26 protein-coding genes, 4 tRNA genes and 1 riboswitch are annotated in these 25,698 nt (G+C 50.7%); of the genes, 2 read left to right on the plus strand and 28 right to left on the minus strand.

Annotation, left to right across the window (positions count from 1 at the left end):
- Positions 1 to 7 precede the first annotated feature (7 nt).
- The 12 genes from J0X21_RS05775 to J0X21_RS05830 form a co-directional block, all read right to left on the minus strand.
- Positions 8 to 1,252, minus strand: a complete 1,245-nt coding sequence (locus tag J0X21_RS05775) for an LUD domain-containing protein (protein WP_206811243.1) — start codon at positions 1,250 to 1,252, stop codon at positions 8 to 10.
- Positions 1,252 to 2,235 carry a (Fe-S)-binding protein gene (locus J0X21_RS05780; RefSeq protein WP_206811244.1) on the minus strand — a complete coding sequence of 328 codons (984 nt, stop codon included), beginning with the start codon at positions 2,233 to 2,235 and terminating at the stop codon, positions 1,252 to 1,254. Before J0X21_RS05780 ends, J0X21_RS05775 begins: the two co-directional genes overlap by 1 nt.
- A gap of 206 nt (positions 2,236 to 2,441) precedes the next feature.
- Positions 2,442 to 2,924, minus strand: a complete 483-nt coding sequence (rlmH, locus tag J0X21_RS05785) for a 23S rRNA (pseudouridine(1915)-N(3))-methyltransferase RlmH (protein ID WP_206811245.1) — start codon at positions 2,922 to 2,924, stop codon at positions 2,442 to 2,444.
- A 2-nt stretch (positions 2,925 to 2,926) separates the two neighbouring features.
- Positions 2,927 to 4,087: a S1C family serine protease gene (locus tag J0X21_RS05790; RefSeq protein WP_206811246.1), complete on the minus strand. Its 1,161-nt coding sequence runs from the start codon at positions 4,085 to 4,087 to the stop codon at positions 2,927 to 2,929.
- Between the two features lie 18 nt (positions 4,088 to 4,105).
- Positions 4,106 to 4,915, minus strand: a complete 810-nt coding sequence (locus J0X21_RS05795; protein WP_206811247.1) for an MBL fold metallo-hydrolase — start codon at positions 4,913 to 4,915, stop codon at positions 4,106 to 4,108.
- A gap of 23 nt (positions 4,916 to 4,938) precedes the next feature.
- Positions 4,939 to 5,571: a tetratricopeptide repeat protein gene (locus J0X21_RS05800; protein WP_206811248.1), complete on the minus strand. Its 633-nt coding sequence runs from the start codon at positions 5,569 to 5,571 to the stop codon at positions 4,939 to 4,941.
- Positions 5,572 to 5,593: 22 nt separating this feature from the next.
- Positions 5,594 to 7,564 carry a molybdopterin-containing oxidoreductase family protein gene (locus J0X21_RS05805; protein WP_206811249.1) on the minus strand — a complete coding sequence of 657 codons (1,971 nt, stop codon included), beginning with the start codon at positions 7,562 to 7,564 and terminating at the stop codon, positions 5,594 to 5,596.
- A 210-nt stretch (positions 7,565 to 7,774) separates the two neighbouring features.
- Positions 7,775 to 9,226 carry a thioether cross-link-forming SCIFF peptide maturase gene (gene scfB / locus J0X21_RS05810; RefSeq protein WP_206811250.1) on the minus strand — a complete coding sequence of 484 codons (1,452 nt, stop codon included), beginning with the start codon at positions 9,224 to 9,226 and terminating at the stop codon, positions 7,775 to 7,777.
- Between the two features lie 95 nt (positions 9,227 to 9,321).
- Entirely contained in the window at positions 9,322 to 9,462 is a 141-nt protein-coding gene (scfA, locus tag J0X21_RS05815; RefSeq protein ID WP_206811251.1) for a six-cysteine ranthipeptide SCIFF, read from the minus strand.
- Between the two features lie 85 nt (positions 9,463 to 9,547).
- The gene (locus tag J0X21_RS05820) at positions 9,548 to 10,483 is read right to left on the minus strand and encodes a magnesium transporter CorA family protein (protein WP_206811252.1); all 936 of its coding nucleotides are present in this window, start codon (positions 10,481 to 10,483) and stop codon (positions 9,548 to 9,550) included.
- Positions 10,484 to 10,892: 409 nt separating this feature from the next.
- Positions 10,893 to 11,057: riboswitch (M-box (ykoK) riboswitch) on the minus strand.
- A gap of 121 nt (positions 11,058 to 11,178) precedes the next feature.
- Positions 11,179 to 11,346, minus strand: coding sequence for an aspartyl-phosphate phosphatase Spo0E family protein (locus tag J0X21_RS05825; RefSeq protein ID WP_328812361.1), 168 nt, complete (start codon positions 11,344 to 11,346; stop codon positions 11,179 to 11,181).
- Between the two features lie 173 nt (positions 11,347 to 11,519).
- A tRNA-Gly gene (locus tag J0X21_RS05830) sits at positions 11,520 to 11,594 on the minus strand.
- Between the two features lie 405 nt (positions 11,595 to 11,999).
- On the opposite strand from J0X21_RS05830, the gene J0X21_RS05835 reads away from it, so the two are divergent.
- Positions 12,000 to 12,362: a Na-translocating system protein MpsC family protein gene (locus tag J0X21_RS05835; protein WP_206811254.1), complete on the plus strand. Its 363-nt coding sequence runs from the start codon at positions 12,000 to 12,002 to the stop codon at positions 12,360 to 12,362.
- 101 nt (positions 12,363 to 12,463) lie between these two features.
- The gene (locus J0X21_RS05840) at positions 12,464 to 13,222 is read left to right on the plus strand and encodes an HD domain-containing phosphohydrolase (RefSeq protein WP_206811255.1); all 759 of its coding nucleotides are present in this window, start codon (positions 12,464 to 12,466) and stop codon (positions 13,220 to 13,222) included.
- A 216-nt stretch (positions 13,223 to 13,438) separates the two neighbouring features.
- Here J0X21_RS05840 and J0X21_RS05845 read toward each other — a convergent pair.
- From J0X21_RS05845 to J0X21_RS05920, 16 genes are all read right to left on the minus strand, one after another.
- Positions 13,439 to 13,514 (minus strand) — tRNA-Phe (locus J0X21_RS05845).
- A gap of 80 nt (positions 13,515 to 13,594) precedes the next feature.
- Positions 13,595 to 13,670: transfer RNA gene (locus J0X21_RS05850), tRNA-Glu, on the minus strand.
- 1 nt (position 13,671) lies between these two features.
- Positions 13,672 to 13,747, minus strand: a tRNA-Lys gene (locus J0X21_RS05855).
- Positions 13,748 to 13,834: 87 nt separating this feature from the next.
- Entirely contained in the window at positions 13,835 to 15,118 is a 1,284-nt protein-coding gene (locus J0X21_RS05860; protein WP_206811256.1) for an adenylosuccinate synthase, read from the minus strand.
- Positions 15,119 to 15,206: 88 nt separating this feature from the next.
- Positions 15,207 to 16,619, minus strand: a complete 1,413-nt coding sequence (locus tag J0X21_RS05865) for an NAD(P)/FAD-dependent oxidoreductase (RefSeq protein ID WP_206811257.1) — start codon at positions 16,617 to 16,619, stop codon at positions 15,207 to 15,209.
- Between the two features lie 202 nt (positions 16,620 to 16,821).
- Positions 16,822 to 18,156: a replicative DNA helicase gene (dnaB, locus tag J0X21_RS05870; protein WP_206811258.1), complete on the minus strand. Its 1,335-nt coding sequence runs from the start codon at positions 18,154 to 18,156 to the stop codon at positions 16,822 to 16,824.
- A complete protein-coding gene (gene lonC / locus J0X21_RS05875) occupies positions 18,157 to 20,079 on the minus strand; it encodes a Lon family ATP-dependent protease (RefSeq protein ID WP_206811259.1) in 1,923 nt (640 codons plus the stop codon).
- 23 nt (positions 20,080 to 20,102) lie between these two features.
- Positions 20,103 to 20,549: a 50S ribosomal protein L9 gene (gene rplI / locus J0X21_RS05880; protein ID WP_206811260.1), complete on the minus strand. Its 447-nt coding sequence runs from the start codon at positions 20,547 to 20,549 to the stop codon at positions 20,103 to 20,105.
- Positions 20,550 to 20,571: 22 nt separating this feature from the next.
- Complete coding sequence (locus J0X21_RS05885; RefSeq protein WP_206811261.1) at positions 20,572 to 21,510, minus strand: DUF2232 domain-containing protein; 939 nt, start codon at positions 21,508 to 21,510, stop codon at positions 20,572 to 20,574.
- A gap of 18 nt (positions 21,511 to 21,528) precedes the next feature.
- Positions 21,529 to 21,831 carry a MazG-like family protein gene (locus J0X21_RS05890; protein ID WP_206811413.1) on the minus strand — a complete coding sequence of 101 codons (303 nt, stop codon included), beginning with the start codon at positions 21,829 to 21,831 and terminating at the stop codon, positions 21,529 to 21,531.
- 358 nt (positions 21,832 to 22,189) lie between these two features.
- Positions 22,190 to 22,420 carry a 30S ribosomal protein S18 gene (rpsR, locus tag J0X21_RS05895; protein WP_206811262.1) on the minus strand — a complete coding sequence of 77 codons (231 nt, stop codon included), beginning with the start codon at positions 22,418 to 22,420 and terminating at the stop codon, positions 22,190 to 22,192.
- Positions 22,421 to 22,443: 23 nt separating this feature from the next.
- A complete protein-coding gene (locus J0X21_RS05900; protein ID WP_206811263.1) occupies positions 22,444 to 22,851 on the minus strand; it encodes a single-stranded DNA-binding protein in 408 nt (135 codons plus the stop codon).
- Positions 22,852 to 22,877: 26 nt separating this feature from the next.
- On the minus strand, positions 22,878 to 23,162 hold the full coding sequence (gene rpsF, locus J0X21_RS05905; protein ID WP_206811264.1) for a 30S ribosomal protein S6: 285 nt from the start codon (positions 23,160 to 23,162) through the stop codon (positions 22,878 to 22,880).
- Positions 23,163 to 23,459: 297 nt separating this feature from the next.
- Positions 23,460 to 24,560, minus strand: a complete 1,101-nt coding sequence (gene ychF, locus J0X21_RS05910; protein ID WP_206811265.1) for a redox-regulated ATPase YchF — start codon at positions 24,558 to 24,560, stop codon at positions 23,460 to 23,462.
- A 32-nt stretch (positions 24,561 to 24,592) separates the two neighbouring features.
- Complete coding sequence (locus J0X21_RS05915; protein ID WP_206811266.1) at positions 24,593 to 24,793, minus strand: DUF951 domain-containing protein; 201 nt, start codon at positions 24,791 to 24,793, stop codon at positions 24,593 to 24,595.
- 88 nt (positions 24,794 to 24,881) lie between these two features.
- On the minus strand, positions 24,882 to 25,616 hold the full coding sequence (locus J0X21_RS05920) for a CvpA family protein (RefSeq protein ID WP_206811267.1): 735 nt from the start codon (positions 25,614 to 25,616) through the stop codon (positions 24,882 to 24,884).
- Positions 25,617 to 25,698: the final 82 nt, after the last annotated feature.

Raw genomic sequence — 25,698 nt, forward strand, 5'->3', positions numbered from 1 at the left:
ATCCAACTTAACTGTGGGCTACTTGAGGAAGGGGCTCCTCTCCTTGGGCCGCCCCGTTAACAATCCGGTTCCTCAGTTCTCCGATCATCGCGGGCACATTAATCTGCATTGGGCATCTTTCCATGCAGCGCCCACAGCGCAGACAGGTATAGACCAGCGGGGCTGCTTTTTCCAATCCTCCGGAGACAAAGGCAGTCCAGACGGCACCGATCCCACTCAGGTAGGTGTGCCCGAAATGCCCGGCTGTTACTTGGAACACCGGACATTCATACATACAGCCACCACAGCGCAGGCAATGCAAAGCTTGGCTGAACTTTTCATCCTTGGCCATCTCGCTGCGCCCGTTGTCCACAAAGATCACATAAAATTCCTTGGGACCGTGGGCCCCATAAGTGGTCACTTTTTCAATGTCACCGGTCTTGCTGGGACCGCTGACAATGTTCACATACCCGGGGACCCCGTATTGGGCATAGCGCCAGGTCACTTCCGCCGTTTTCATCGCTTCCTGGAACGTAGGCACGATCTTTTCAATCCCCACCATCACAATATGCACAGGGGGAGCGCCGCTGGCCAGCCTGACATTGCCCTCGTTCTCGATAATGACCATGGCTCCGGTATCTGCGGCCACGACATTGGCGCCGCTGATCCCCACATGGGCGCTGAAGTATTTCTCGCGCAGGAATTCCCTGACCACACCGACTTCCTCTGCGATTTCCGGAGGAACGTCCTTATTAAAGAACTTGGAGAAGATCTCGGCCACCTGCTCCCGGGGCACATGAATCGCCGGGGAGAGAATGTGCATAGGGCGGTCTTTCTTCAGCTGGAGGATGAATTCCCCTAAATCCGTCTCCCATACTTCATTGCCCTTCTCTTCCAGGTACTCGCGCAGGTGCAGCTCTTCCCCCAGCATGCTCTTGCCTTTGACCACAGTTTTCCCGGTTCCGATGATCCCGGCGGCAATTTCCAAGGCCTGCTGCCGGTCCCTGGCGTAGAAGGCCTTTCCTTTATTGCGCTCCACGGAAGCCATGGCCTGGGCCAGCAGCTCAGAATTATTGGCCATGGCCTGGGTCTTGATTTCACGCACTTCTGCGGCCATTTCGGGGGTATGAGGGAATCTTTCCAAGCTCTCCGCAACCGTGCTCCGGTAGGCTTTCACCGCTCGGGTAATGGCCGTGTTAATATGTTGGTCCTTGCTGGCTTTATTTAGATTCTGGGTATAATCATTAAATTCTTTTTGCAAATCGATTTTCATCATTTTACCCCCCTATAGAGGAACTCAATCAAATCCTCGATCCCTGTCTGGCTGCCTTTTTCCTGAGCTCCTTCCAGAGCGGAGAGACAATAGGGGCAGGCTGTGAGTATTACTTCGGCCTCTGTTTGCTCCAGCTCGGCTACCCGGCGCCCGGCAATGGTATGGGAGACTTCCGGGAATAAAAGCTTGCTCGGGCCGCCGCAGCAGGTGGTCCACTTGCCTTTGCACTCCGGTTCCCGGATTTCCGCGCCTACAGAACTTAAAATATCTCTTAACTCTTGTTCAATGTTCAGCTCACGGGCTAAACGGCAGGAATCATGAATCACTACCGGTTTATTGAAGGAAGCGGCTGGAAGTTTGTGCCTTTGTTCCCAAACCAATTCAACAAAAGTTTTAACCTCGTATTTGAAATCTCCTAAAATTTTAGGATAAATAAATTTAAAAACTTCAGCCGCATGGGGAGACAGGCAGACAATGGTTTTGGCTCCGCTCTGTTTGATGACGTTGGCCACCCGGGGCGCGTACTCCTGAAGATCCTGCCAGTACCCGAGCTCATACAGCAAGGCCCCGCTGTAAAGTTCTTGCTCCCCGCCATAGCAAAGATCATACCCTAATTTTTGCAGGATAACGGCCGCTTTATAGGAGACCGCATTGTATCTATCTTTATCTTTGGCCAGCACGGATGCATACATTTTTTCCGCACTGATCCCGGCTTTATTCAAAAGGTTGCGCGCGCCCATCATCAGGGAAAACCCTTTGCTCCCCTGGTCGACATAGGTCATGGTTTTCACGAGGGAATCAATAAAGGGCAACAGCTGATACTCTCCTCCTGTGTAAAAGAGCATTTCCCCCCTCGCCGGTAAATTCAAGGCCTTGGCCCAGGAGGAGATCTCTGAGCCCTTGAGGGCCAGGGGGTTGCCATGCTTCACAATATTGCCGCGTATGATTTCCAGTACCGGTGGCAACTTCATTTCGACTGCCATCAAGCCCACCTTCCTTCCGTTTCCGTTCGCTGTTTTCTTCTGTCTTTGTTTGATCCTTTGCTGCAGATAAAAAGTATTTTACCTTACCATTAAAGCAAAAAACAAGAAGGAAAGTAAACTGTATTTGGCCATGTATTATGTATTCACATTTAATTTTTTTATACAATTTGGAATGCGTTTGGGCATGAAGTTGCGGATTGGATACGCTACTTATGATACGGTTCCCCCCGGCTAATCTTAAACGCCCGGTAAAGCTGCTCCAGCAAAACCAGCCTCATCAGCTGATGGGGAAAGGTTAGCTTGGAAAAGGACCAGCGCAGGTCGCATCGTTCTCTAACTGATGAAGATACCCCTAATGACCCGCCGATAATAAAAGCCACGTTTGAGCGCCCACTTAACGCCAGCTCTTCCAGCATGTGCGTAACACCGGGCGAGTCCAGCTGCTTGCCCTCAAGATCCAATAGGATCACATATTCTTGGGGGGAGATCGCCCGTAAAATCCGCTCCCCCTCCTGGGCTTTAACCCGCTCTTCTTCAGCAATGGATAAGCGCTCCGGGCAGGGTTCATCCGGGACTTCGAGCATCTCCAGACGGGTAAAGGGACCAAGGCGCTTTAAGTATTCCCTGATCCCCTCCTGCAAATATTTTTCGCGGACTTTACCCACAGTCACGATTTTTATTTGAAGCATAACTAGGATTTAAGCTCTCCGAGCACAACTTTCACGTCCTTGCTTGTGCCCTGCCGGAAATAAGTCACGGTAATCGTATCGCCCGGTTTATACTTAAACAATTCGTGAGTCAGTTCCAGAGAATTGCTGATTTCAATTCCATTGATCTTTGTCAGCACATCCCCGGCTTTAATCCCCGCTTTGTCGGCTGGTCCGCCTAAGGAAACCTGGGCCACCAAAGCTCCGGCCGGCCACCCTCTCTGCGAGGCGTACTCAACCGTGTAGCGGTCATCGATCTGAACCAGGAGTCCAGGGTGGCTGGCATATCCTTTGGCTATCAACTGTTGGACTGTGGGCATGGCATCGGAAATAGGAATGGCGAAACCCATCCCTTCGAACCCGGGTTCCTGATTCTTAGCGGAGTTAATCCCGATGACCTGCCCCTGGGAGTTAACCAAAGGCCCTCCGCTGTTGCCGGGGTTAATTGCAGCATCGGTCTGAATTAGGTTAAAGCTGGATTCTCCCTGAAGCATTAAGAAGCGATTAGTGGCTGAAACCACTCCGGTCGTGACCGAGCGGGCAAATTCCTGTCCTCCCGGGTTCCCGATTGCCACCACCGGTTCCCCCACCTGGAGCTTGGTCGAATCCCCGAGATGTACGGCCGTCAGATTCTTGGTATCATCAATCTTGACCACGGCTAAGTCTGTGCGTGCATCGGCGCCGATGATTTTGGCATTCAGATTGCGCCCGTCGGCTAAACTGACGACAACCTTTTCCGCCTTTTCGATCACGTGGTTATTGGTGACAATATACCCGTTTTTGGCATCCACGATAAAACCTGACCCGCTGCCCGCTTCGGCCAGTCCCGACCCGCCGAAAAAGCCTCCTTGGGTCTGAAAGTTGGCGATACCTACGACTGCCGGGCCTACTGCTTTGGCAATCTCCACTACCGGAAAGCTGGCTGAATTGGGGTTAACACTTACAGGCGGAGCACCGCTTTGTCCCAAAACTACCGTTTGCTGCGGGTTGGCGCCCTGCTGGCGGCTATAAAGGTTTTGGGCCAAAGAGCCGCCGATCAGCCCGCCTATAAGCGCACTAATGAGCGCGACCACAATCAGCGGAAAGGAACGCGGTTTCCGTCCGTTGTGGTAATTTGAGTAATTGGAATTGTCATAATAGCTCATGACCGGTTTTCCTCCTCTTTAGTTTTCGCGCAGTAGAATTAATTCGTGAGGTGTATAACGGGGGGCCACCCGCAAGCGCAGGTCCTTATTCTTTCGGATAGAGCGGGATGTGCGCAAGGCCTGAACCACGGTCGAAAGAGCAAGCTCAGGCGTATTATTTTCCTCGCTTAAATGAGCCAAAACCACTCTTTGGGTATTGTCTTCAATCCATTCCAGAAGCCCTTCGGCCAGCTGCCGGTTGTCCAAGTGTCCGAAAATGCCGCTGATTCTTTTCTTCAGATACCAGGGATAAGACCCGTGCCACAGCCTGTCTTCATCGTGATTGGCTTCCACAATCAAGGCATCACATCCTTTTAATGAGCGATGCATCTCTTCGGTAATCGTGCCGCTGTCCGTGGCAATTCCCAAAGCCAGCACCTTTTGATCAGGCCGGCGGCGTTCAATGCGCAGACCATAGCTTTCCCGGCTGTCATGAGACGTAGCAAACATTTCGATAGCTAAACCGGCGCAGTTAAACTTAGTGTTTACAGCTACGCGTTGATTATCCGCCAATTTTCCGACAGACTGCTCCATTTCCTGCCAAATAGCCGGAGAGGTATAGACCGGGATTTTTAATTTGCGGGCCAAAGCGCCGACCCCTTTAATATGGTCATTATGTTCGTGAGTGACGATAATCCCTTCGATCTCAGCCGGCGCCACCTTCAGCAATTCCAGGTTATGTAGCAGGCTCTTCATGCTGATGCCCGAATCGACCAGCAAACTGCGTTTGCCTTCCCCGACTAAAATGGCATTGCCCGAACTTCCGCTAGCCAACGTTGCAAAATGCAAGTGGATTTCTCCTCCTCAAAACCTCATTTTCCGTTCAAAGAAGCCTGCAGTTCCCCCTGGGCGGCCGCGATCAAGCTCTGGAGCATTTGTTTGTTCTGATCCGACGGGCTGTTGTTCAGGGCCTGCTGCCACACTCGCATCGCTGTGGCGTAGTCTTTTTTGGCATCATAGAGGAACCTGCCGTAATTTACCAAAGCCGGATAGAAATTGGGGTTCTCGCTTAAGGCCGCTTGAAAACCGGATTCAGCCAGCTCATTGTTCCCGGCATAAAAAGCGGCAGTCGCCATATCCACCGTGATGCTAATATCTTTTTTCCCTTTAAGAGCCGCTTGGTAGGCAGCAATCGCCTGTTCCAGATATCCCTTGGCATCAGCCGGCGCCAAGTCGAAAGCCGCCGTCCCCAGATCATAATAGGTATTGCCCAGCTGAGTCTGGAGTTCAAGATTGTCCGGATTAGACTTGGCCGCTTCCGTTAAAGCTTGAGCCCGGCTTTTGAGGTCCGCAAACTCCTGGGCCGGGTCATAGGTATTCGCCGCCGAAGGAGTAGCCTGTGGAGTTCCTCCCCCGTAGAAATAGCTGAAAACAGGAAGCCCCACCATACTTAGAGTAATTACGCCAACGATAATTATGGCTCCCAAGCGGTGCCTGCGTTTCAAAACCATCCCTCCAATTTTCACCCTAATCTAAGCGCCATTTGCGAATTTCACAGCGAATGTCGTAATAAGAGGTGCTCTTACCCAAATCAGACAACTCCGATTCAATCAGCTGATTTACCCCAAACCCTTCAGCGGTAGCCCCTTCGGGTACAACCACGGTTTCCGGGTGAATAGCCTCCGATACGGTCACCAGCGCCTTAAGCTGCCCCGCCTTGGTCTCCACTACTGCCCAGTCGCCGGAACGCAACCCACGTTTCTCAGCCAATTCAGGATGAATATAGAGGGTAAAGCCGTTTTCGTCCTGAAACTGGGAATGCAGCCCCTTAGCCGGATGCGGAGTGACCAGATACCAAGGGAATTCACGCGCATCCTGGCGCCGGCCGGCAGGGACAAAGGCTGCCACCGCGTCCCCGGCCTCTGCTAAGGCCTGCTCGCTGGCCAATTCTATTTTACCGCTGGGAGTGGAAAATTTCTTTTCAGCCCAGGCGACCGTGGGGATATAAGGAGCATGCAGCGCGCCTTGGCTCAATTTTTCAAGTGTTATCCCGTCCGTTTCCTCTAAGGGGGCAAGGATATATTCCAGCCACTCGCGCGCTGAATAAGGAAAATCCTGTTCCAGCCCCAGCCTTCGGGCTAATTCCGTAAAAATCTCCGGCTCCGGCCGGGCTTCGGCTTGAGGCTTCAGCACTGGCTGAGCGTATTGGATCATAGGACCCCAGGAGGTGTAAATCAAATCTTCTTCTTCAAAGACCGTAGTTACGGGAAGCACGAGATCGGCCTGGCGCGCCGTTTCGGACATGACCGTATCCAGGACAACCTTAAACGGAATCCTGTGCCATACCTCCCGCCACAACACAGAATTGGGCTGCTGCACCAAAGGGTTGGAGCGGGTGACCACGGCCAATTCAATCGGAGGCTCGGCATTGGCCAACGCTTCTGCCAAACGGGCATGGGGAATCAGGCGCGCCTGATAACGTTCCGGCGGCAGGAGAAGAGTGCGCAGGCGGCCGCGATGGTACTGATGCCCGTATTGCACCCCGGCACCGGAGACCCCGACGTTGCCTGTGAGCGCAGCCAGGGCGTCAATGGCCCTCACCGTGCCGCCGCCTCCTTCATAGCGCTGAAGTCCGAATCCAAGCAGAAATGAGACCGGCCTGGCATGCGAGATCATATACGCCAGCGAGGTGAGAGTCCTAAGCTCTATCCCCGTTAGCTCGGCCGTGCGCTCAGGCGGAAATTCTTTGGCGCGCAAAGCAAACTCTTCCAGGCCATGCACATGCGCGCGCACAAATTCCCAGTCAAGCCAGCCTTCCTTAAGGACAATGTGGCTTAGCCCCAAAGCCAGGGCCCCATCTGAACCGGGCCGAACTGAAATAAACTCATCCGCAAACTCTGCGCTCTTGACCCTGACCGGATTAATGACCAGGAGACGGGCTCCCTTTTTCTTGGCCTCCAATAGATAGGGCATTAAATGAATATTGGTAAGGGCCGGATCTCTGCCCCAGAGGATAATGGTTTTGGCCTGATAAAGATCTTCCCAGTCACTTAAGCACATGGCGCCAAAATCAAGTTCTTGGGCGCGCTTTCCCGCTCCCCAGCACATACTTCCATCCGGTTCCGTCACTCCGCCCAAAGCTTGAAAAAAGCGGCGGTCCAGATTGCGCAAAGCGCCGTTGTGCCCATAGTCATAGTGATGCAGTATTCCCCAAGATCCGGTTTTCTTAAGCGTTTGCTTAATTTTCCCGGCCACTAAATCATAAGCTTCATCCCAAGAAATTCTAGCCCAGCCTTCCCCCGTACGCTTAAGCGGAAAGCGCAGCCGGTCAGGGGAAGAGACCCGTTCAAGCAAGGCTTGTCCTTTGGAGCAGACAAAGCCCTTCGTAATCGGGTTTTGCCCGTCTCCGTGCAGGCGCAGGCCCTCGGGCCTCACTTCAACTAAGAAACCGCAGCTATCCGGACAGTTCAAGGGACAGGCTGAACGAACCATCTTCATTATGAGCACCTCATATAAGGAGAATTCAGGAGTCAGGAGTCATCCAGACTCATGCGATTAAGCGAATGAAACAGAATCATCCCCAGATGTCATCGTTATTGGAAACTCATGTCACCGGAGGCTATCGTGGTGGTACTATCAAAGGAGCTGAAATTAGATCCGTGGTATTCTGAATTCTGACTCCTGAATTCTGAATGCCTTCAGAAATCACTACCCTTGAAGTTCCTTCACCTTGAGATAAAGTGCGACTTCAAGCCGTTTTTGCTGAAGTTTACACCCTAAAGTATACACTTGGTTGAGGTCCCCGGTAAAGGCCGTGTTGGCGGCATGGCAGCCGCCGCTGCAGGCAAAGCGGGCCCAACACTCCCGGCAAGCTGGCTTAGCATAGATATGGGCTGAACGGAATGCTTGTACTAATTCGGCGTCCAAGGCAACTTTATCCTCCGCGTGCAATGACCCCAGCTTATATTGCTCCTGGCCGACAAATTGGTGGCAGGGATAGAGATCTCCTTCCGGGGAAACAGCCACGTACTCATGTCCGGCCCCGCAGCCGCTTATGCGCTTGGGCAGGCAAGGGCCCTGATCCAAAGCGACATTAAAATGAAAAAAGTTAAAATCCTGTTTCCGGCGGCGGCGTTCCAGAATCTCTTCCCCCAGGCGGTCATAGGATGCATAAATCTTTTCCAAATCCTCCTCACGGAAGGCGTAAGCATCCTGGGGCCCAGCCACCACCGGCTCGAGGGAAATCCGCTCAATCCCCAGGTCGGCCATGTGGAGGACGTCCCGGTCAAAATCCAGGTTAAAGTGCGTATAAGTACCGCGCACATAATAATAAGTTCCGACGGCATAGGGAGAGCTTTCCGGCCTTTTTGCGACAAACCGGCGAATGGCGGGAACCACTTCCTCATAGCTGCCGCTTCCATCGGCATAAGGGCGCATCCGGTCGTGAACCTCGGGGCGCCCGTCCAGGCTTAACACCACGCTGATATCTTCCGCCTCTAAAAAATCCTGAACCTCATCATCCAAGAGTACGGCATTGGTGGTCAGGGTAAACTTAATGCTTTTACCGGCTTTCGCCGCCGCTTCCCGCCCATAGTGCACCAGGTCTTTCACGACCGGGAAATTGAGCAGGGGCTCCCCGCCGAAAAAGTCCACTTCACAATGCGTGCGGTGCCCTGAAGCCTCCAGAACGTAATCAATGGCCTTAGCCCCGGTCTCAAAGTCCATCAGGGTGCGCACTCCGCCAAAGGCACCGGTCCCGGCGAAGCAATATTCACAGCGCAGATTGCAGTCATGGGCCACATGGAGGCAGATGGCCTTAACCACCGGCTTCTCCGGATAGGCCGGGGGCTTTTCCGGCGCCTCAGGACTAAAGAGCGTACCCTCTTGCTTAAGCCCGGCCAGTTCTTCAAGGATCTCCTCCAGCTCTGGCGGCTGTTTATCCCCACCCTGCCGCAGGCGGTCTTTATCTAAACCCTCGCCGGCCATACCCCTCTCCTGTAATTCTTCCATCCGCTGCAGGATTTGATAAGCAGATTCATCCAATACATGGATCGAACCGGAATTGACATCATAGGCCAGAAAGAGATCCCCTTGCCTGAAAGCATGAACATTTTTTTTGAGATTGTACTGATGTAAATTAAGCATTTCTAAATTAAGCATTCTATCCTCTCTCTCAATCAAACAGAAAGAGAACCCATCCTTAAAAGGCGGGTTCCGTCTGAATCTCCCTGATGTTATTTTTCACAAAAACCGTATTACTTTACGCACACTTGGTTGCCCACAGTGCAGGAAGTCTTGCACGCCGATTGGCATGACGTCTGGCACTCCCCACAGCCTCCGGTTTTTACGGTTGCGCTCAGATTAGCTTTCACAACTGTTTGAATGTGTTTGGACACTCAAACCCCTCCTCCCATCTCAAACTACTCTGATTATAGCATGCAAACAAGTTTTATGGCAAAGCCCGGTGAAAAACATCTTGCGTCAAAACATTTTTTTCTTCGCCATAGCCAGCGCTGCTACGACACAGGCCCCTATGACAATTACGACAATAATTGCAAAGGCGTGGGGATTATCGTGCAGGGGAACATTGACGTTCATGCCGAAGAAGCTTGCAATCATGGTGGGAATAGCCATGACGATGGTTACAGAAGCTAAAAACTTCATAAGAATATTTAAATTATTGGAGATGACCGAAGCAAAGGCGTCCATGGTCCCTGTCAGAATGTCGCTGTAAATCTTGGCCATTTCGATGGCCTGCTTATTTTCAATAATGACATCTTCCAGTAACTCCGTATCTTCGGGGTAGTTCTTAATGCTCTCCGTGCGCAGCATCTTTTCGAGCACGATTTCATTGGATTTAAGGGAGGTTGAAAAATAGACCAGGCTTTTCTCAAGCTCCAGTAATTGGATCAGCTCTTTATTCTTGGTGGATTTATGGAGCTTGGCTTCAATCAGGCTGCTTTCTTTATCGATCCTTTTCAAATACTGAAGGTATTTAGCCGCATTGCGGTAAAGAATTTGCAATATGAAGCGGGTTTTTTTATAGGTGTAAAATGTCTTGACCCGGTTATCCAAAAAATCCTTGATGATTGGATTTTCCCTTAAGCATACCGTAATAATATTTTTATCGGTAATGATAATTCCCAGCGGAATGGTTGTATAAAAAGGAGAGCTGCCGTCATACTCCGCAATTGGGATGTCCACCAGAATCAAAGTCGAACCGTCTTCATCAATCTCGATCCGGGAGCGTTCTTCTTCGTCAAGGGCAGCCCGCACATAGTCGGGATCCAGTTTCAAGGTACTGCTCACCCGCAGAACTTCTTCCTCGGTCGGGTTAATCAGATTAACCCAGATTCCGTCTTCATAATGATCAAGGGTAACCAGCGTTTCCCCTACGGATTTTAAAATTTCCATCATAGCCATTAGTCCCTTCTTACTTGACTTACTTAGTATGCGATGTCATGCACCTAAATAACCTAAATTAACAGCTATCGTTGCTTGTACTGCTAATTCAGGCCGCGGCCGGCGTGTCCGGCTGCTTTAGCTTTAGTTTTAGGTTCATTCTTACTACACGGGCCTCCGTCCACACCAACCACCTCCGTCTTTCAGAATTAAACACTGAACTAACATTCAGTGGGAAGTGAATCCATCCTTCAGCGCAATAGCGTAAGTTAAGGGCTAAGCGCTTTCGGCGAAAGTGTCCACTGGACACTTTCGTCTCTGAATGAAGTCTCGTTCAATGGCTCATCAAATCCCGGTTGTGCAAATCAAATTAAAAACCCTTTCACGACGAGTGAAAGGGTAGATAAAGCTGACCAGCAGCCTATCGCATCTTCACTCGTTCAGCTTTGGCACTGCACAGCTTTGGATATAATCCAGCTACATTAGGTAAAACCTTATTTCGGTAATACCTGTTAACCCTTGGGCATCTTTCGATGGGGCAGGGCAGCAGCCTATATCTGTGCAGGAGCCTCACCTAACGAAGATTTCGTTTGGATTTACATGCCGAGGAACAAATTAATAATACTATTGTCCTATGGGTTTTTCAATAAGTAAAGTTGAAAAAATAAACCCCGGCTATTTCCGAGGTGCTTTATCGTCATCTTGTTTAATTAACCGGCTCGATATACCATCTCATAATACTGATTCAGCAGTCGGTCAAGTCCCTGACTAATCTGAACAACGTCAGGGTCTGTGAGGGACCGGTCCCTGGCTGATTCATTCATCCTTCGCCTGGACTCCTCAATCATATTTAACAGGATATCCAACTCCAGCTCCACCTCTGCATACCTCTCTCCACATAATTTCATGCTGTTGTATACAAGTTCCACCTGGAATATCTTAGTACATTTTTGGGTATTTGGCAAGATGGTAGGTAATATTTTTAATGATTAAGCCATGAAAATTTTTGATGCAAAAAGCGCCGTAAACCTACGGCGCTCAAAATGTCTTCTGGAGCGGATGACGGGATTCGAACCCGCGGTCCTCGGCTTGGGAAGCCGATGCTCTACCACTGAGCCACATCCGCATTTTATAGAGAACGTTATTTATTATAAACTGGCCCTTAATTTATGTCAACCATAGTATTGGAGTTTGTATTGGAGTATGTGCTGAAGTTTCTTAGCTTGTTTCTTAGCTTATATAGGCAAAAATGATAATTTGAAACAGGAATTTGACCAAGCTTGTCGAATGTATCTTTTTTAAGTGCTGTTATCAAATCGGTTAAACTGTTTAAAATCCCGGCAGCAATCATTTATTTTCTGGGGAAGGTATTGTCAGTAACGGTATCTCCTCACGCCACCACGGGCTCGGTTGGGTTTGCATTCGTGTTATCAGGATGACTTACACGCCGAATTATCCTATTGAACAGTAGGATAATTTTGGTGTGTTTTTTTATGTATAAGATAAGGTATTGCACCGGGGGCGAAAGTGTGTGAAGCACAAATCTGTTTTGGAAAAAGATCTAAACAAGCTCATTACTAAATTACACCGGGAAGTATTCGGAAGGGGGCCGGATGAGGTATGGGTTAAAATACACCGTAATGTTGGCACTTTCTCCTGTGTAAAATCCCTCACTTCCCTTGAAGAATTCCTACTTACCACTCCACATGGAGTTGATGAGGTTTTGCGTTTAAGACAAGTAATAGCTGCTAACATAAAGCCCCGCTTCTGCGCAGAGGTTGAGTCGCTCAGCGGAGTCAAAGTCGTTAGTGTCACCGGAAAGCTTAGCATTGAGACAAACACCTTTTACGGAGCTATCCTATTCCATGACGAAATCGAAGACAAACTTTCTTAACACGAGAATAAATTTTTAGCCACAAGTGGGTGCTGAAAACCGGAAATGTTAATTGGGAATACCAGTGATTTTCGGAAAGACTTTAATAGGAGGGATAATTAGTGAGTGTGGAATCACTGGGAACTTTGATTAAAACCATGGAACGGTCCCGTACCAAACTCTTTTATCACTGCTCAGCAGTGGCTAATTTAGCGGATCGGATCTGCATTTTATTAAAAATTGAAAATTCTTTAAGACAAAGAACTGTTGCCAGTGCTTTAATGCATGATGTAGGGAAAATAGACATAAGTCCCGCCATTCTTGATAAACCGGGAAAGCTTAACGCTGAAGAATGGTCTGTAATCAAGACCCATCCCCTGAATGGTGCCTCCATGGTTAAAGAGAGGGGAGAAAGCAAGCTCTCCGAAAACATCCGTTACCACCACGAAAGATGGGACGGTAAAGGTTATGAAGGTCTGAGTGGAAATCAGATTCCCCTGGGAGCTCAGATCATTGCCCTGGCAGATTCACTTGATGCCATGGTATCAAGAAGACCTTATCGCACCCCTTTAAGATTAGATGCCGCCTTGCATGAAATTCATCGTAACCGTGGCACCCAGTTTAATCCGGAAATAATAAACGTTCTTGTCGAATCAGCTTTTTGGCAGCCCGAAACTTATCTACACCCAACTAAACTAGAGCGACAAATCGAAGAGGAAAAATCCCGGCTGGTCCAACTGGTTCAGTTGTATGCCGGTACGCATCATCCGCTGGTATACGCCCAAAGCCAGTGGTTAGATCATCTTTTGAATTTGTTAGGGTATTACTCCGGATTCAGTGGTACCAACAAGTCTTTGCTTAGGAATACTACCGGTTTTTAGTATGGAAAAAAATAGCTGCAGTATCCTCTGAAACCGCAGCCTCTCTTTCACACCTGGCCGAACAGTTACAGAAAACCGTAGCCGGGTTTCAAATCGAGTTTTATATCCCTTTGGGTAAAACTAATAAACCCTCTTAGATCCTCTTAAGCTAAAGAGGAAACAAGAGGGTTTATTTACCAAATGAGTACCTTTCAAATTTAATGGTTATTCCTAAGGTGGTGCCCCAGGACGGAATCGAACCGCCGACACGAGGATTTTCAGTCCTCTGCTCTACCGACTGAGCTACCGGGGCAAATCGATATTCGATATTCGATATTCGATATTCGACGTTCGACGTTCGAACTACGAATATCGAACCACGAACCACGAAATTGGTGACCCGTACGGGATTCGAACCCGTGTTACCGCCGTGAAAGGGCGGTGTCTTAGGCCGCTTGACCAACGGGCCGTGGTGAGCCATCCGCGACTCGAACGCGGGACACCCTGATTAAAAGTCAGGTGCTCTACCGACTGAGCTAATGGCTCAATAAAAAGATGTCACGGATTTGAATTTTACCGTAAACTGAACAGGCTGTCAAGAGAATAAGCTAAAAAAGTATAAGCTAAAAAACGCTAAAAAATACTTTCCCTGACAATAGTCTGTTCTCTTCCCGGTCCCACCGCCACCAGAGTAACCGGTACTCCCGTCAGCTGCTCCACCCGCTCGATGTAGAGCTTGGCTGCCTCCGGCAAGTCCTCAAAACGCCGAACCCCGGTAATATCTTCACTCCATCCCGGAACTTCTTCATAGACCGGGACACTGTCACGAAAAATTTTTTGGCTCTGCGGAAATTCATAGATAACCTCATTTCCAAGCCGGTAGCCGACTCCAATCCGGATTTTTTCGATCCCGGTAAGCACATCCAGCTTGGTCAGGGCTAAATCCGTCAAGCCGTTCACCCGGGCGGCATACCGGACAATGACCGCATCAAACCAGCCGCAGCGGCGGGCACGACCGGTGGTTGTGCCGAACTCATGTCCCCGCTCCTGCAGCATCATTCCGGTTTGATCCCTCAGCTCTGTCGGGAACGGGCCTTCCCCGACTCTGGTAGTATAGGCCTTAGCCACCCCCACCACCCGCTGGATCCGGGTCGGTCCGATCCCGGCTCCAATACAGGCTCCCCCGGCAATCGGGTGAGAAGAAGTCACATAAGGGTAAGTCCCATGGTCGAGATCCAAGAGCGTTCCTTGCGCTCCTTCAAAAAGGACTTTTTCTCCGCTTTGAATACTCTGGTCAATCACCAGGGAGCTGTCCGCAACGAAAGCCTTCAACTTCAAAGCATATTCCCGGTACTCATTAAAAATTTCTTCATACTCAAGCGGTTCCGCTCCATAAAGCTTGGTTAAGAGATTGTTCTTATCGGCAAGATTCCGCTTTAATTTGGCCGCAAATTCTTCCTCATCAATTAAATCCCCGACCCGGATGCCGATCCGGGCGGATTTATCCATATAGGCAGGGCCGATTCCGCGCTTGGTCGTCCCGATCTTATGCTCCCCGCGGGCATCCTCCTCCAGACCGTCGAGCAAACGGTGGTAAGGCATGATTACCTGAGCATTGCTGCTGATTAAAAGCTGTCCGGTTTTTACCCCGCACTCTTTAAGATAACTCAGTTCTTCCAGCAGCACCTTCGGATCCAGCACCACTCCATTGCCGATCACGCAGGTTTTATTCTCATATAAAATGCCTGAGGGGATCAAATGGAGCTTGAACTCCTGCCCATGCGCGACCACTGTGTGCCCTGCATTATTTCCCCCTTGATACCGGACGACTAATTCCGCTTTTTCAGCCAGAAAATCCGTAATCTTTCCTTTGCCCTCGTCTCCCCATTGCGCACCGATTAAAACAACCGCAGCCATCCAGATTCCTCCTCTATGGCAAGTCCGGTTTTGAACAATTTTATCCGAATTTGCCTTTCTTAAAAATAGTGCTCACTTTTAAGCATTTTTACGCTTTTTCGGCCAAATCACGGGCTACTACGATCCCGGTCGTGGAAGCCTGCATCAGTCCCCTGGTAATCCCGGCCCCATCCCCGATCGCATACAAGCGAGGAATTGCGGTTTCAAAGGTATTGCTTACCTTGACTTTGGAAGAGTAGAACTTTACTTCGACCCCGTAGAGCAAGGTATTGCGGGAATAAAGGCCGGGCGCAATGTTATCAAAGGCCCTTAGGGTTTCCGTGAGCGAAATCAGGTAGCGCTCCGGCAGCACATAGCTTAAATCCCCGGGCACCGCCGATTTTAAGGTCGGCACCGTCGTCGACTTGCGCAGGCGGCTTTCGTCCGTCCGCCTGCCCTGGAGCAAATCCCCCAGGCGCTGGACCATAACTCCCCCTCCGGTGAGCATATTGGCCAAGCGGGCGATATAGCGCCCATACTCAATCGGTTGGTTGAACGGGCGGGTGAAACGAGTGGATACCAAGAGCGCAAAGTTGGTATTGGAAGTTTTCATGGCCGGGTCAGCATAGCTATGGCCGTTAACGACCGCGATCCCGCCATCATAATGTTCTTCAGACACCACCCCGCCCGGATTCACGCAAAAACTGCGGGTTTTAAGCTCAAAAGTATCGGAATAATACACAAGCTTAGGCTCATACAGATCTTTGGTCAGATGATCCAAAATCGAGTTGGGCACCTCAACCCGTACCCCGATATCCACTTCATTATTTTCCGTCTCGATGCCCAAAGCTACGGTCTGCTCAGTCAGCCAGCCGGCGCCGCCGCGCCCGGGGGCTACCACCACATAGCGCGCCTTAACTTCGATCAGTTCATCCTGGCCCCGTCTCCGGATGCGGGCCCCTGCTATCCCTTCCGGTTCCGCTAAAATGTCAATAACCTCAGACAATTCCCAAAACTCCGTCCTGGTATGGTTCTGCAAATACTCATACATGGCGCGGAGCACTTCAGCAGCTAACTCCGTACCCAAATGCCGGACCGGGGAATGAATCAGCTGGATATTATACCGGGAAGCCTCGTATTGAATTTCTTCCACCCTGCGGGTGTCAAGTCCGTGCACCGTATCCCGGGCTCCAAATCCCCGGTAGATTGAATCCGCATAATCTATGAGTTCCTGGGCCTTCTCCGGAGGCATATATTCCGTAATCCGGCCGCCTACCGCCGGGGAAAGGGAAAGCTTGCCGTCACTGAACGCTCCCGCTCCGGACCAACCGCTGGTAATAGAGCAAGGGGTACAATTCCGGCATACTCCGGTTTCACGGGCCGGACACCTGCGCTTCTCAATGGTATTTCCCTTATCTACAATCAATATTTTTAAATCCGAACGATGTTTGCTTAACTCTAAGGCGGTAAAAATGCCGGCAGGGCCGGCGCCAATCACCAGAACATCTACTTCAAGCTTCATTGCCAGCTCCTCCTCTGTCTGCGACCTGTCCGTCCAATTGATCACTCTGCGCAAACATATTAATATTACCAGCCAAAACGCTCTTTGTCAACGAAAAATCGAACATTGTCCAAAGTTTATAAAATAATATTCGGAAAAGCACCTTATTAAATTTACAGAATGCCGGCCTGCGTTCGCGTTAAATTAAAAAACCACCCTGGCCTTAGACTGCAGGGTGGTTCCGATCCAGATTGACAAACTTGGTGAATTCCTTGAGATATCCTAATTCCACAGTCCCAACCGGGCCGTTGCGGTGTTTAGCCACGATAATCTCCGCAATTCCTTTCTTCTCGGAATCCGGATGATAATACTCGTCCCGGTAGATGAAAGAAATCACATCTGCATCCGCTTCGATTGCACCCGACTCCAGCAAATCAGACATAATCGGGCGTTTATCCTGCCTTTGCTCCACTCCGCGGTTTAATTGAGACAGGGCAATGACCGGAACCTTCAGTTCGCGCGCAATGCTTTTAAGCCCACGCGAAATCTGAGCCACTTCCTGTTGACGGCTCTCGGTGCGTTTGCCCACGGTCATCAACTGCAAATAATCAATCACTATCAGCCCCAGCCCGCTCTCGCGTTTCAGGCGTCGGGCCTTGGAACGAAGCTCCGCCAAGGAAATCCCGACCGTATCATCGATAAAAATCGGGGCCTCAGACAACGGTCCCACTGCCCGGGTAAGTTTAGGCCAGTCAGTGTCCAAGAGCTCCCCGGTGCGCACCCGCTGCTGGTCCACCATGGCCTCGGAGCACAGCATCCGCTGCACCAGCTGCTCTTTCGACATCTCAAGACTGAAGACCACGACCGGGATCCGGGCCCGCACGGAGGCATTCTGAGCCATGTTTAAGACTAAGGCGGTTTTCCCCATAGACGGGCGGGCGGCGATAATAACTAAATCCGCAGCTTGCCAGCCGGATGTCATCCGGTCCAGTTCATGAAAAAAAGTTGGGACTCCCGTCAAATTTCCTTTATTGGTTGAAAGGTGTTCAATCTTTTCAAAGGTGCTGAGCAAAATATCACGAATCGGGATGAAATCATTTTTTACCTGCTTCAGAGATAACTCTAAAAGCATTCTCTCCGCTTCTTCCAAAAGCTGAGTGGCTTCCTCCCCCGGCTCATACCCTTTGTCCGCGATCTGGTTGGCAATTCGGATTAATTGACGCATAAGGGATTTTTCCGCGACCAGTACTGCATACCGGTCAACATTGGCCGCACTGGGCACTGAGCGGGCAATTTCCGCAATCGTAGCCAGCCCGCCTACTTGCTCCAGCCTGCCCTCCCGGCGCAGCACTTCAGCCACCGTGACCAAATCGATCGGTTCTCCGCCCTCAAACAGCCCCCGAATGGCCGTAAACATAAGCCGGTGATTATCCCGGTAAAAATCTTCTGCCTGCAAAATTTCAAAGACACTGCTCGCAGTCTGCGGATCCAGCATCAAGGCGCCTAAAACCGCCTGCTCCGCTTCCAGGCTTTGCGGCGGTATCTTTGGCAGCTCCATTTACATCTCCTCCACAGCGCCCTCAGAGAGCGCATGCCTTAGCGCTTCTTCTATCGTGCTTACAGGGACAACCTCAATCCCGCGCAGCCCATCAGGAACATCCACCATATTGTCCGCAGGGATCAAGACCTTGCGCACCCCGGCCTGTTTGGCTCCGAATATCTTCTCATAAATCCCGCCCACCGGCTTGACCTTGCCGCGGACAGAAATCTCACCCGTAACCGCCACATCCTGGCGCAACGGCTCCCCCTTGAGCGAACTGTAAATCGCCAAAGTGGTGGCCAACCCAGCCGAAGGTCCGTCGATTTTTCCTCCCCCGATGACATTGACATGAACATCGTAATTACTTAAGTCTTCTCCGGTCATGCGCCGGATCATGGCGGCCGCATTGAACACCGCATCGCGGGCCATACTGCCCGCAGTTTCGTTAAACCGGACCAAGCCCTTGCCATTGCGGTCGCCAAAGGTGATCACTTCGATTTCAAGCACGGACCCCACGAAACCGGCTACTCCTAAGCCCAAAATACGGCCGGTTTCCGGTCTCCAGTGGGCTTTATTGGCATTATAAGGAGTCAAGCGCGCCGACCGCAGAACCTCATACACATCGGCACAGGTTACGGTAATTCTCTCTTCATCCGGGTTTCTAAACCGGGCCATGCCATAAGCATCCGTCAAAAGGCTGGTGGCTTTGCGTCCTTCAATCACATACTCGCTGATAATTTCCGGGACATTCTTCTCCAAGATCACTCCCAGCTTGAATGCTGCCTGGCGCACGATGTTCTGGACATCTGCCGGTTCCAGCGGAACAAAATAAACTTCCGCACAGCGGGAACGGAGTGCCGGGTTTAGCTCCCCCGGATCCCGTGTAGTCGCCCCGATTAGGACAAAATCCGCAGGCGCCCCTTCTTCAAACAATTTCTTAATATACTGGGGAATATGGGGGTCACTCGGATCATAATACGATGAATCAAAAGATACCCGCTTGTCTTCCAAAACTTTTAAGAGTTTATTTAAAAGGAGACTGTCCATTTCCCCGATTTCATCGATAAAGAGGATGCCTCCGTGCGCATCACTGACCAGTCCCAGCTTGGGCTCCGGGATCCCGGTGTCAGCCAAGTCCCGTTTGGCTCCCTGGTAAATAGGGTCGTGTACCGAACCCAAGAGGGGATTGGTTACATCCCGGGGATCCCAGCGCAAAGTGGTTCCGTCCACTTCCACAAAAGGCGCATTCGGGGCGAACGGGGAATGGGGGTGCTTCTTTACCGTTTCCAGGGCAACCCTGGCCGCGGAGGTTTTCCCAACCCCGGGCGGCCCGTAAATCAAGATATGCTGAGGGTAAGGAGTGGCAAGCTTAGCCAATAAAGCCCTTACCGCACTCTCTTGCCCGATAATTTCTTCCACAGCCTGGGGCCGCAGGATGTCCGCTGCCTGTCTCCCCAATTTAGTCTGGTTCATTACCTCAAGGACAGCCAGCTTTTTGAGGGTTTGGGCATTTTCCGGACTTGAGGTTTCTTTTAAGACTTGCATCTTGATGTCTTTGACATAGTCCTCATGCCGCTCCTGCATCTTATCGGCCACCGCTTTTTCCAGGCGGTCTTCCACAGACCGGCGGGCTAAAAGATCGGCAATCTTTTCCTCAATCTCATCCAGAAGCGCCGGTAATTCCTGTTCCTTGGGGATTTGCTTCGCTGTCGGATCATCACTAAGTAGTTTTTGCAGCCCGGCCACCCGTTCGGGCAGGCTTTCCGAGCGCATCAAACCCAGCGCATCGAGTTTACTCGCTTTTAATACCAGTTTATCCGTACCGTAATAATTGGCCAACAATCCATAAAGGGCGTCCACTTCGCGCTGCCATTGCTCCTCGTCATCCAACCGGTCACTCCACGTATTATGCTGCAACCATTTTGTTAATAGCCCTTTCATTGCTGTCCCCTTCCAATCGGAGTTTAGGATGCGATAACCTTTACCTGGACGCGGGCACTGACTTCCGGATGGAGCTTGGCCACCAGGGTATACTCCCCTAACGCTTTAATCGGTTCCTTCAGTTCGAGCTTCCGTTTGTCAAGCTCGATGCCAAAATTCTTTTTTAAAGCCTCCGCAATTTCCTTGCTTGTGACCGAGCCGAATAAACGTCCTCCTTCTCCGGTTTTGGTAGCCACCTCTACCACCAGGGAATTCAGGCGACCGGCCAGCTCGGCGGCATTCTGCTTTTCTTTTTCTTTGCGTTTTTCCTCTACCGCTTTCTTATGCGCCAAGTCCTGTAGGCTCCCCGCCGTCGCTTCCACGGCCAAGCCCCTGGGGAATAAGAAGTTGCGGGCATACCCGTCCGCCACCTCATACACTTGTCCCTTCTTGCCAATGGCTTTAACGTCCTCTTTGAGAATAACTTTCACGCTCACTCACCCCACATCGTATCTAGCCTTCGGACTCCGGCAGCTTCCTAAAATTAAGCACCATGTCAAAAAGGCCAAACATAATAATACTGACAAAACTGAAGAAGAAGTAAAAAAGGTTGACCAAAATCAGCATCCCTTTTAGAAAACGCGGTACCTTCGGGGACTGCAAGAAATAGAGATAGACGGAAATTCCCAAAACCATGGCCAAGGCGGCATACACTACCATCAGGTTAAGCCCGACCCCACGCAAAGCATGCCAGGCCAACTCGTCCCCGAGCATGTAGCTGGCCAAGGCCAGGATTGCCCCCCAAATGGCATACCAGGGCAAGCGCCAGCGGGAAAAAGGGATTAATTTTTCCCTTTGATAAAACCAGCGCCGGGCAAAATAAATCACCGTTCCAAATTCCAGCATGCTGGTAAGGGCTATAAACGCCGGGGTCAAAAGCACGTAAAAAGGGAGATACTGGTCCAGAAACTGGCGCAGTTGGGCCTCATTCACACCCTGTTGCTGCAGGGCATTCAGCATCCCCGTGGAACGGTAAAAGTCAAGGGCATAATTCGAAAGGTCTGAAAGCATCTGCGTTTGCAAGCCCTGCACCGCAAAAGAGACGAACGGCACGGCACCTAAAATCCCAGCTAAGACTAAACTCCAGAAAAAGACAACCCGCTGCGGCCACAGCCTTTGCAAACCTATGCCTGCCAGCAGGGCGGCCCACGGGACAAAACTCATCTGGGCAGCTGCTCCTAAGCCTTGAACCACCAAAGGCACAACATACCCCAAACTCAAAAAAACCACGGTCTTGCCCGGACCATGCCGCCGGATGACCGCGAACACAGCCAGCATCAGCAGGATTTCGAGCAGCCATCCCCACAGGCCCAGAGAAATGCCGAGCAGCGGCAAAAGCAAAAGCAAAACGGGTCCCAGGAAACTCATTACTTTATCATCACTGATATACATGTATCCATTACTCCCAGTTTAATCTTCAGGGGCAAGATAGCTATAAAGCAAGCTGATATCCCCCCACTGGCTTTCAAGGCCGGCCATATCCTCTGCCCGCCACTCTTCCAGGCGTTTGATCAAAGTCCGGTCCAAGCGGGAAAAGTCAAAGCCCAAACGTTTGTTCACCAGATAACTCAAGGCAATCAGGTCAGCCAGACCCTGGATCATCTCAGATTCCGCACCGCTCACCGTACCGTGCTGAAAGAGCCACTGCGCCTGCAGCAGATTCACCTTCAACTCTTCAATCGCTTTTAGGCTCTTGACGACATCCACTTCGATTTGCTCCAAGGATGATACCTCCCAAATATAAATACGGGCAATTCCACCTTGGTAATCAATTCGTTATCTGGCAAAAATTCTCCTTCTAGAATGTAAAGAAAACTTGGCTTGCGCCACGTTAGTCCCGGTGGGACTAACGCACTTGTTGCCTTTAGGCGCAGGCGGTCGCTTCTCGCCATCCCGATAGTCTCCGGCGGAGACTATCGCACTTGTTTGGCTACAGCGACACTAGGCCCGATGGTCTCCGGTGGAGACCATCGCACTTGTTTCCATGGCCGTCGGAAGCCTTAGTTGCACTTATGCGCCTTCAAACTTATACTTTCAGGATAGCCAAAAAAGGGAGACTAGCTCCCTTTTCTTACTCTACAGTATATGGCAATAATGCAATACTCCGCGCGCGTTTAATCGCGACGGTGACTTGGCGTTGGTGCTTAGCACAGTTGCCGGAAATCCGGCGCGGTAATATCTTGCCGCGTTCCGTAATGAACTTGCGCAGTTTACCGGTTTCTTTATAATCTATCGACTCTACCTTATCCACGCAAAAGCTGCATACTCTTTTGCGCGGACGGCGTCCGCGTTCACGCTTCATATCCTACCCTCCATTCGAATGGCCTAAAACGGGATATCATCATCTAGGCTTACCTCATGTCCATAACTGCCGATTGCACCGGCAGATTGTTCCGTACCTGCTGCTTGTGCATCTTTCGGGCTGAGAAAGCGGACATCTTCAGCAATCACTTCCGTCACCCAGCGTTTCTGCCCGTCCTGGGTAGTATAGGAACGAACCTGAATCCGGCCGTCCACAGCCGCCATTTTACCTTTTGCCAGATAGTTTGTGACCAGTTCCGCCAATTGCCGGTAAACCACACAGGGGATAAAGTCTGTTTCCCTTTCCCCTTGAGCGTTTTTATAACTGCGGTCAACCGCTAAGGTAAAATTAGCAACCGCTATCCCATTCGGAGTGTAACGCAACTCGGGGTCTTTGGTCAAACGGCCAATCAAGACGACACGATTCAACACGGGAACCCCTCCTAAAAAATATCCTACTATTCTTTCTTAGTGGTCAAGAAACGCATAATGGAGTCGGAAATTTTCATAATCCGTTCCACTTCTTGCGCTGTACGGGCCTCACCGTTAAAGTTCATCAGGACATAATACCCTTCCCGATAATCATTAATCTCGTAGGCCAAGCGGCGTTTGCCCCACTTGTCAATGGACAGGTCAGATCCACCGTTATTGTTAACGATTTCACCATACTTGTCCACTTCAGCGGCAGTCGCCTCCTCATCCAGATCAGGCCGGATGATATACAATACTTCGTACGCTTGCATGTGTGCACCTCCCCTCGGACTTAGCGGCCCCGTAAAGCGGAGCAGGGATTTGGCAGCCAAAGCTGCTAGTAAAAAATTATAGCAGTTCTAAGAATAAAACGCAACCAAAATTGGGTCAGATGCAGGCCGTTCACCATGACGCCGGAGCTACTCGCTTGCTGGCTCCGCTGACGCATCCGAAACCCCTTTGTATTACTGCATGTGAACCTTCGGTGCGTCTAACGCTCTGCCAGCTTCACTCGTTTAACGCTCCTCTGTCAAAACGGTTCACTTACCTGCATCTGCCCCATAGTAGTATTAAACGTTGAAACGGAAGTGGACGATGTCGCCGTCCTGCATAACATAGTCCTTGCCCTCCAGGCGCACCAGGCCCTTGTCCCGCGCTCCGGCAACCCCGCCGTTCGTGACAAAGTCCTGATAGGACACCACTTCAGCCCGGATAAACCCGCGCTCAAAGTCCGTATGAATGACTCCGGCCGCCTGAGGTGCTTTCGTCCCTTTGCGGATGGTCCAGGCTTTGACTTCCATGGGACCCGCTGTAAAAAAGGTCATCAATCCTAAGAGGCTGAAAGCCGCTCTGATGAGCCGGTCCAGCCCGGATTCTTCAAGCCCTAGGTCTGTGAGGAAAACTCCTTTTTCATCGGGATCAAGCTCGGCAATCTCCGCTTCGATTTTAGCGCAGATAACCACCACCCCGGAGCCTTCAGCCGCGGCAATCTCCTTAACTTTTTGTACATAGGGATTGGAATCGGCTGTGCTGATTCCGTCCTCGCTGACATTAGCCGCGTACAGCACCGGCTTCGCCGTTAGCAGCGGAAAACTCTTCAGAATCTCCTGTTCTTCTTCACTAAAAACAAGGGTGCGCGCCGGTCGGCCTTGATCAAACGTTTCCTTGAGTTTATCCAAAAGCTGAACCTCAGCCTGCGCTTTCTTATCTCCGGATTTTAACAGTTTGGACGTGCGCTCCCAGCGCTTTTCCACGCTTTCTAAATCCGCCAGGATCAACTCATACTCGATCGTCTCAATGTCCCGTTTCGGGTCGACACTGCCCTCCACATGCACGACATTCCCATCTTCAAAACAGCGCACGACGTGAACGATGGCATCCACTTCCCGGATATGGGATAAAAAACGGTTACCCAGCCCTTCTCCTTTGCTGGCGCCCTTCACCAAACCGGCAATGTCAACGAATTCAACCGCCGCCGGAACGATTCGGTCCGGATTCACCATTTCAGCCAAAATCTGGAGCCGCTCATCCGGAACCTGAACAATCCCCACATTGGGGTCAATAGTGCAGAATGGATAGTTAGCCGCTTCTGCTCCGGCCTGGGTGATTGCATTAAATAATGTCGACTTGCCTACGTTGGGCAACCCGACAATTCCTGCTTGTAAGCTCATGGATGCCTCCTAAACAATCATAAGATGTCCAGTCATTTGATCCCGTCATTGCTGCGGGATAGAATTTCTTTAATCTGCCTTTCCAGTTTAACCCGGGGAATCCAGGCCTGGTGACTGCACTTCAGGCATTGGATCCTGAAGTCCATACCCGTCCGCATTATTTTCCAGTCATAGTTACCGCACGGGTGCGGCTTGCGCAGCCTGACGACATCTCCGACATTCAATTGGATCAAACGCAAAACCTCCCTAACGGTGTTTTGATTATCTATAGTATCTACAGATTAAGGACGCAAAAACCCGGGGTATTTAATTTATCTGGGTTTAAAACCAGATGCCTTCGGGAAGATTAAGCCGGAAATTTTCCGTCACTTTAATCGAGAACAGTCTAATGACGAGATCAAAAATATGAATTAAATACGGGTATAGCAGAGAACTCTCGATCAGGGAGAAGACCGTTCCGTTAAAGCCCAGCTTTAAGACCGGAGAAATGATTCCCGCCAATATCGCCAAACCCAAAAGTGAAGCCAGGCCGCCTAGAATAAGCCCGCCTCCGCGATTGGCCGCCCCGCCGACTGCGCCAAACGGCGCCATTATGATGGACCAAATAATCTGAGCCAAAGCAACAATAACGATATACACCAGTGCAAAGGCGAACAGATAGAGCAGATTCTGGCTAATGACTCCCGCCAGGCGGTGGGCCGCTTCCTCAAAAACCTGCTGCGGCACCACGCTCTGCATGTTTGGCAAGGTCGCCAAACCGCCAAACAAATCCCCCCATCCATTTGGCAAGGACGGGAGTATTTGGCTCAGCCCCTGAGTGGTCAATTCCCCCTGGAGTCTCGGAAGAATCAATTTATATACCCTTGCTTCAACTAAACTCTGAAGGGAAAATGTTCGCTCCAGCCAATTGTATACATTCAAATATTGGCTGGCGGCGAGCACTAGCCCTACAATACTGGCCAATAGATTCACTAATCCGGTCAAAAATCCTTTGCGGTACCCTTGTAAAGCCCCCAGCAGGATAAAGCCGATGATTAGAACATCGATTAGGTTCATACCAACCTCCTATACCAATTTGCCCATGCGGAAATGCCCCTACTGAATACTGACTCCTGACTCCTCGTACATATTAATGGCA

The sequence above is a fragment of the Paradesulfitobacterium ferrireducens genome, assembly GCF_017310645.1.
GTDB lineage: Bacteria > Bacillota > Desulfitobacteriia > Desulfitobacteriales > Desulfitobacteriaceae > Paradesulfitobacterium > Paradesulfitobacterium ferrireducens.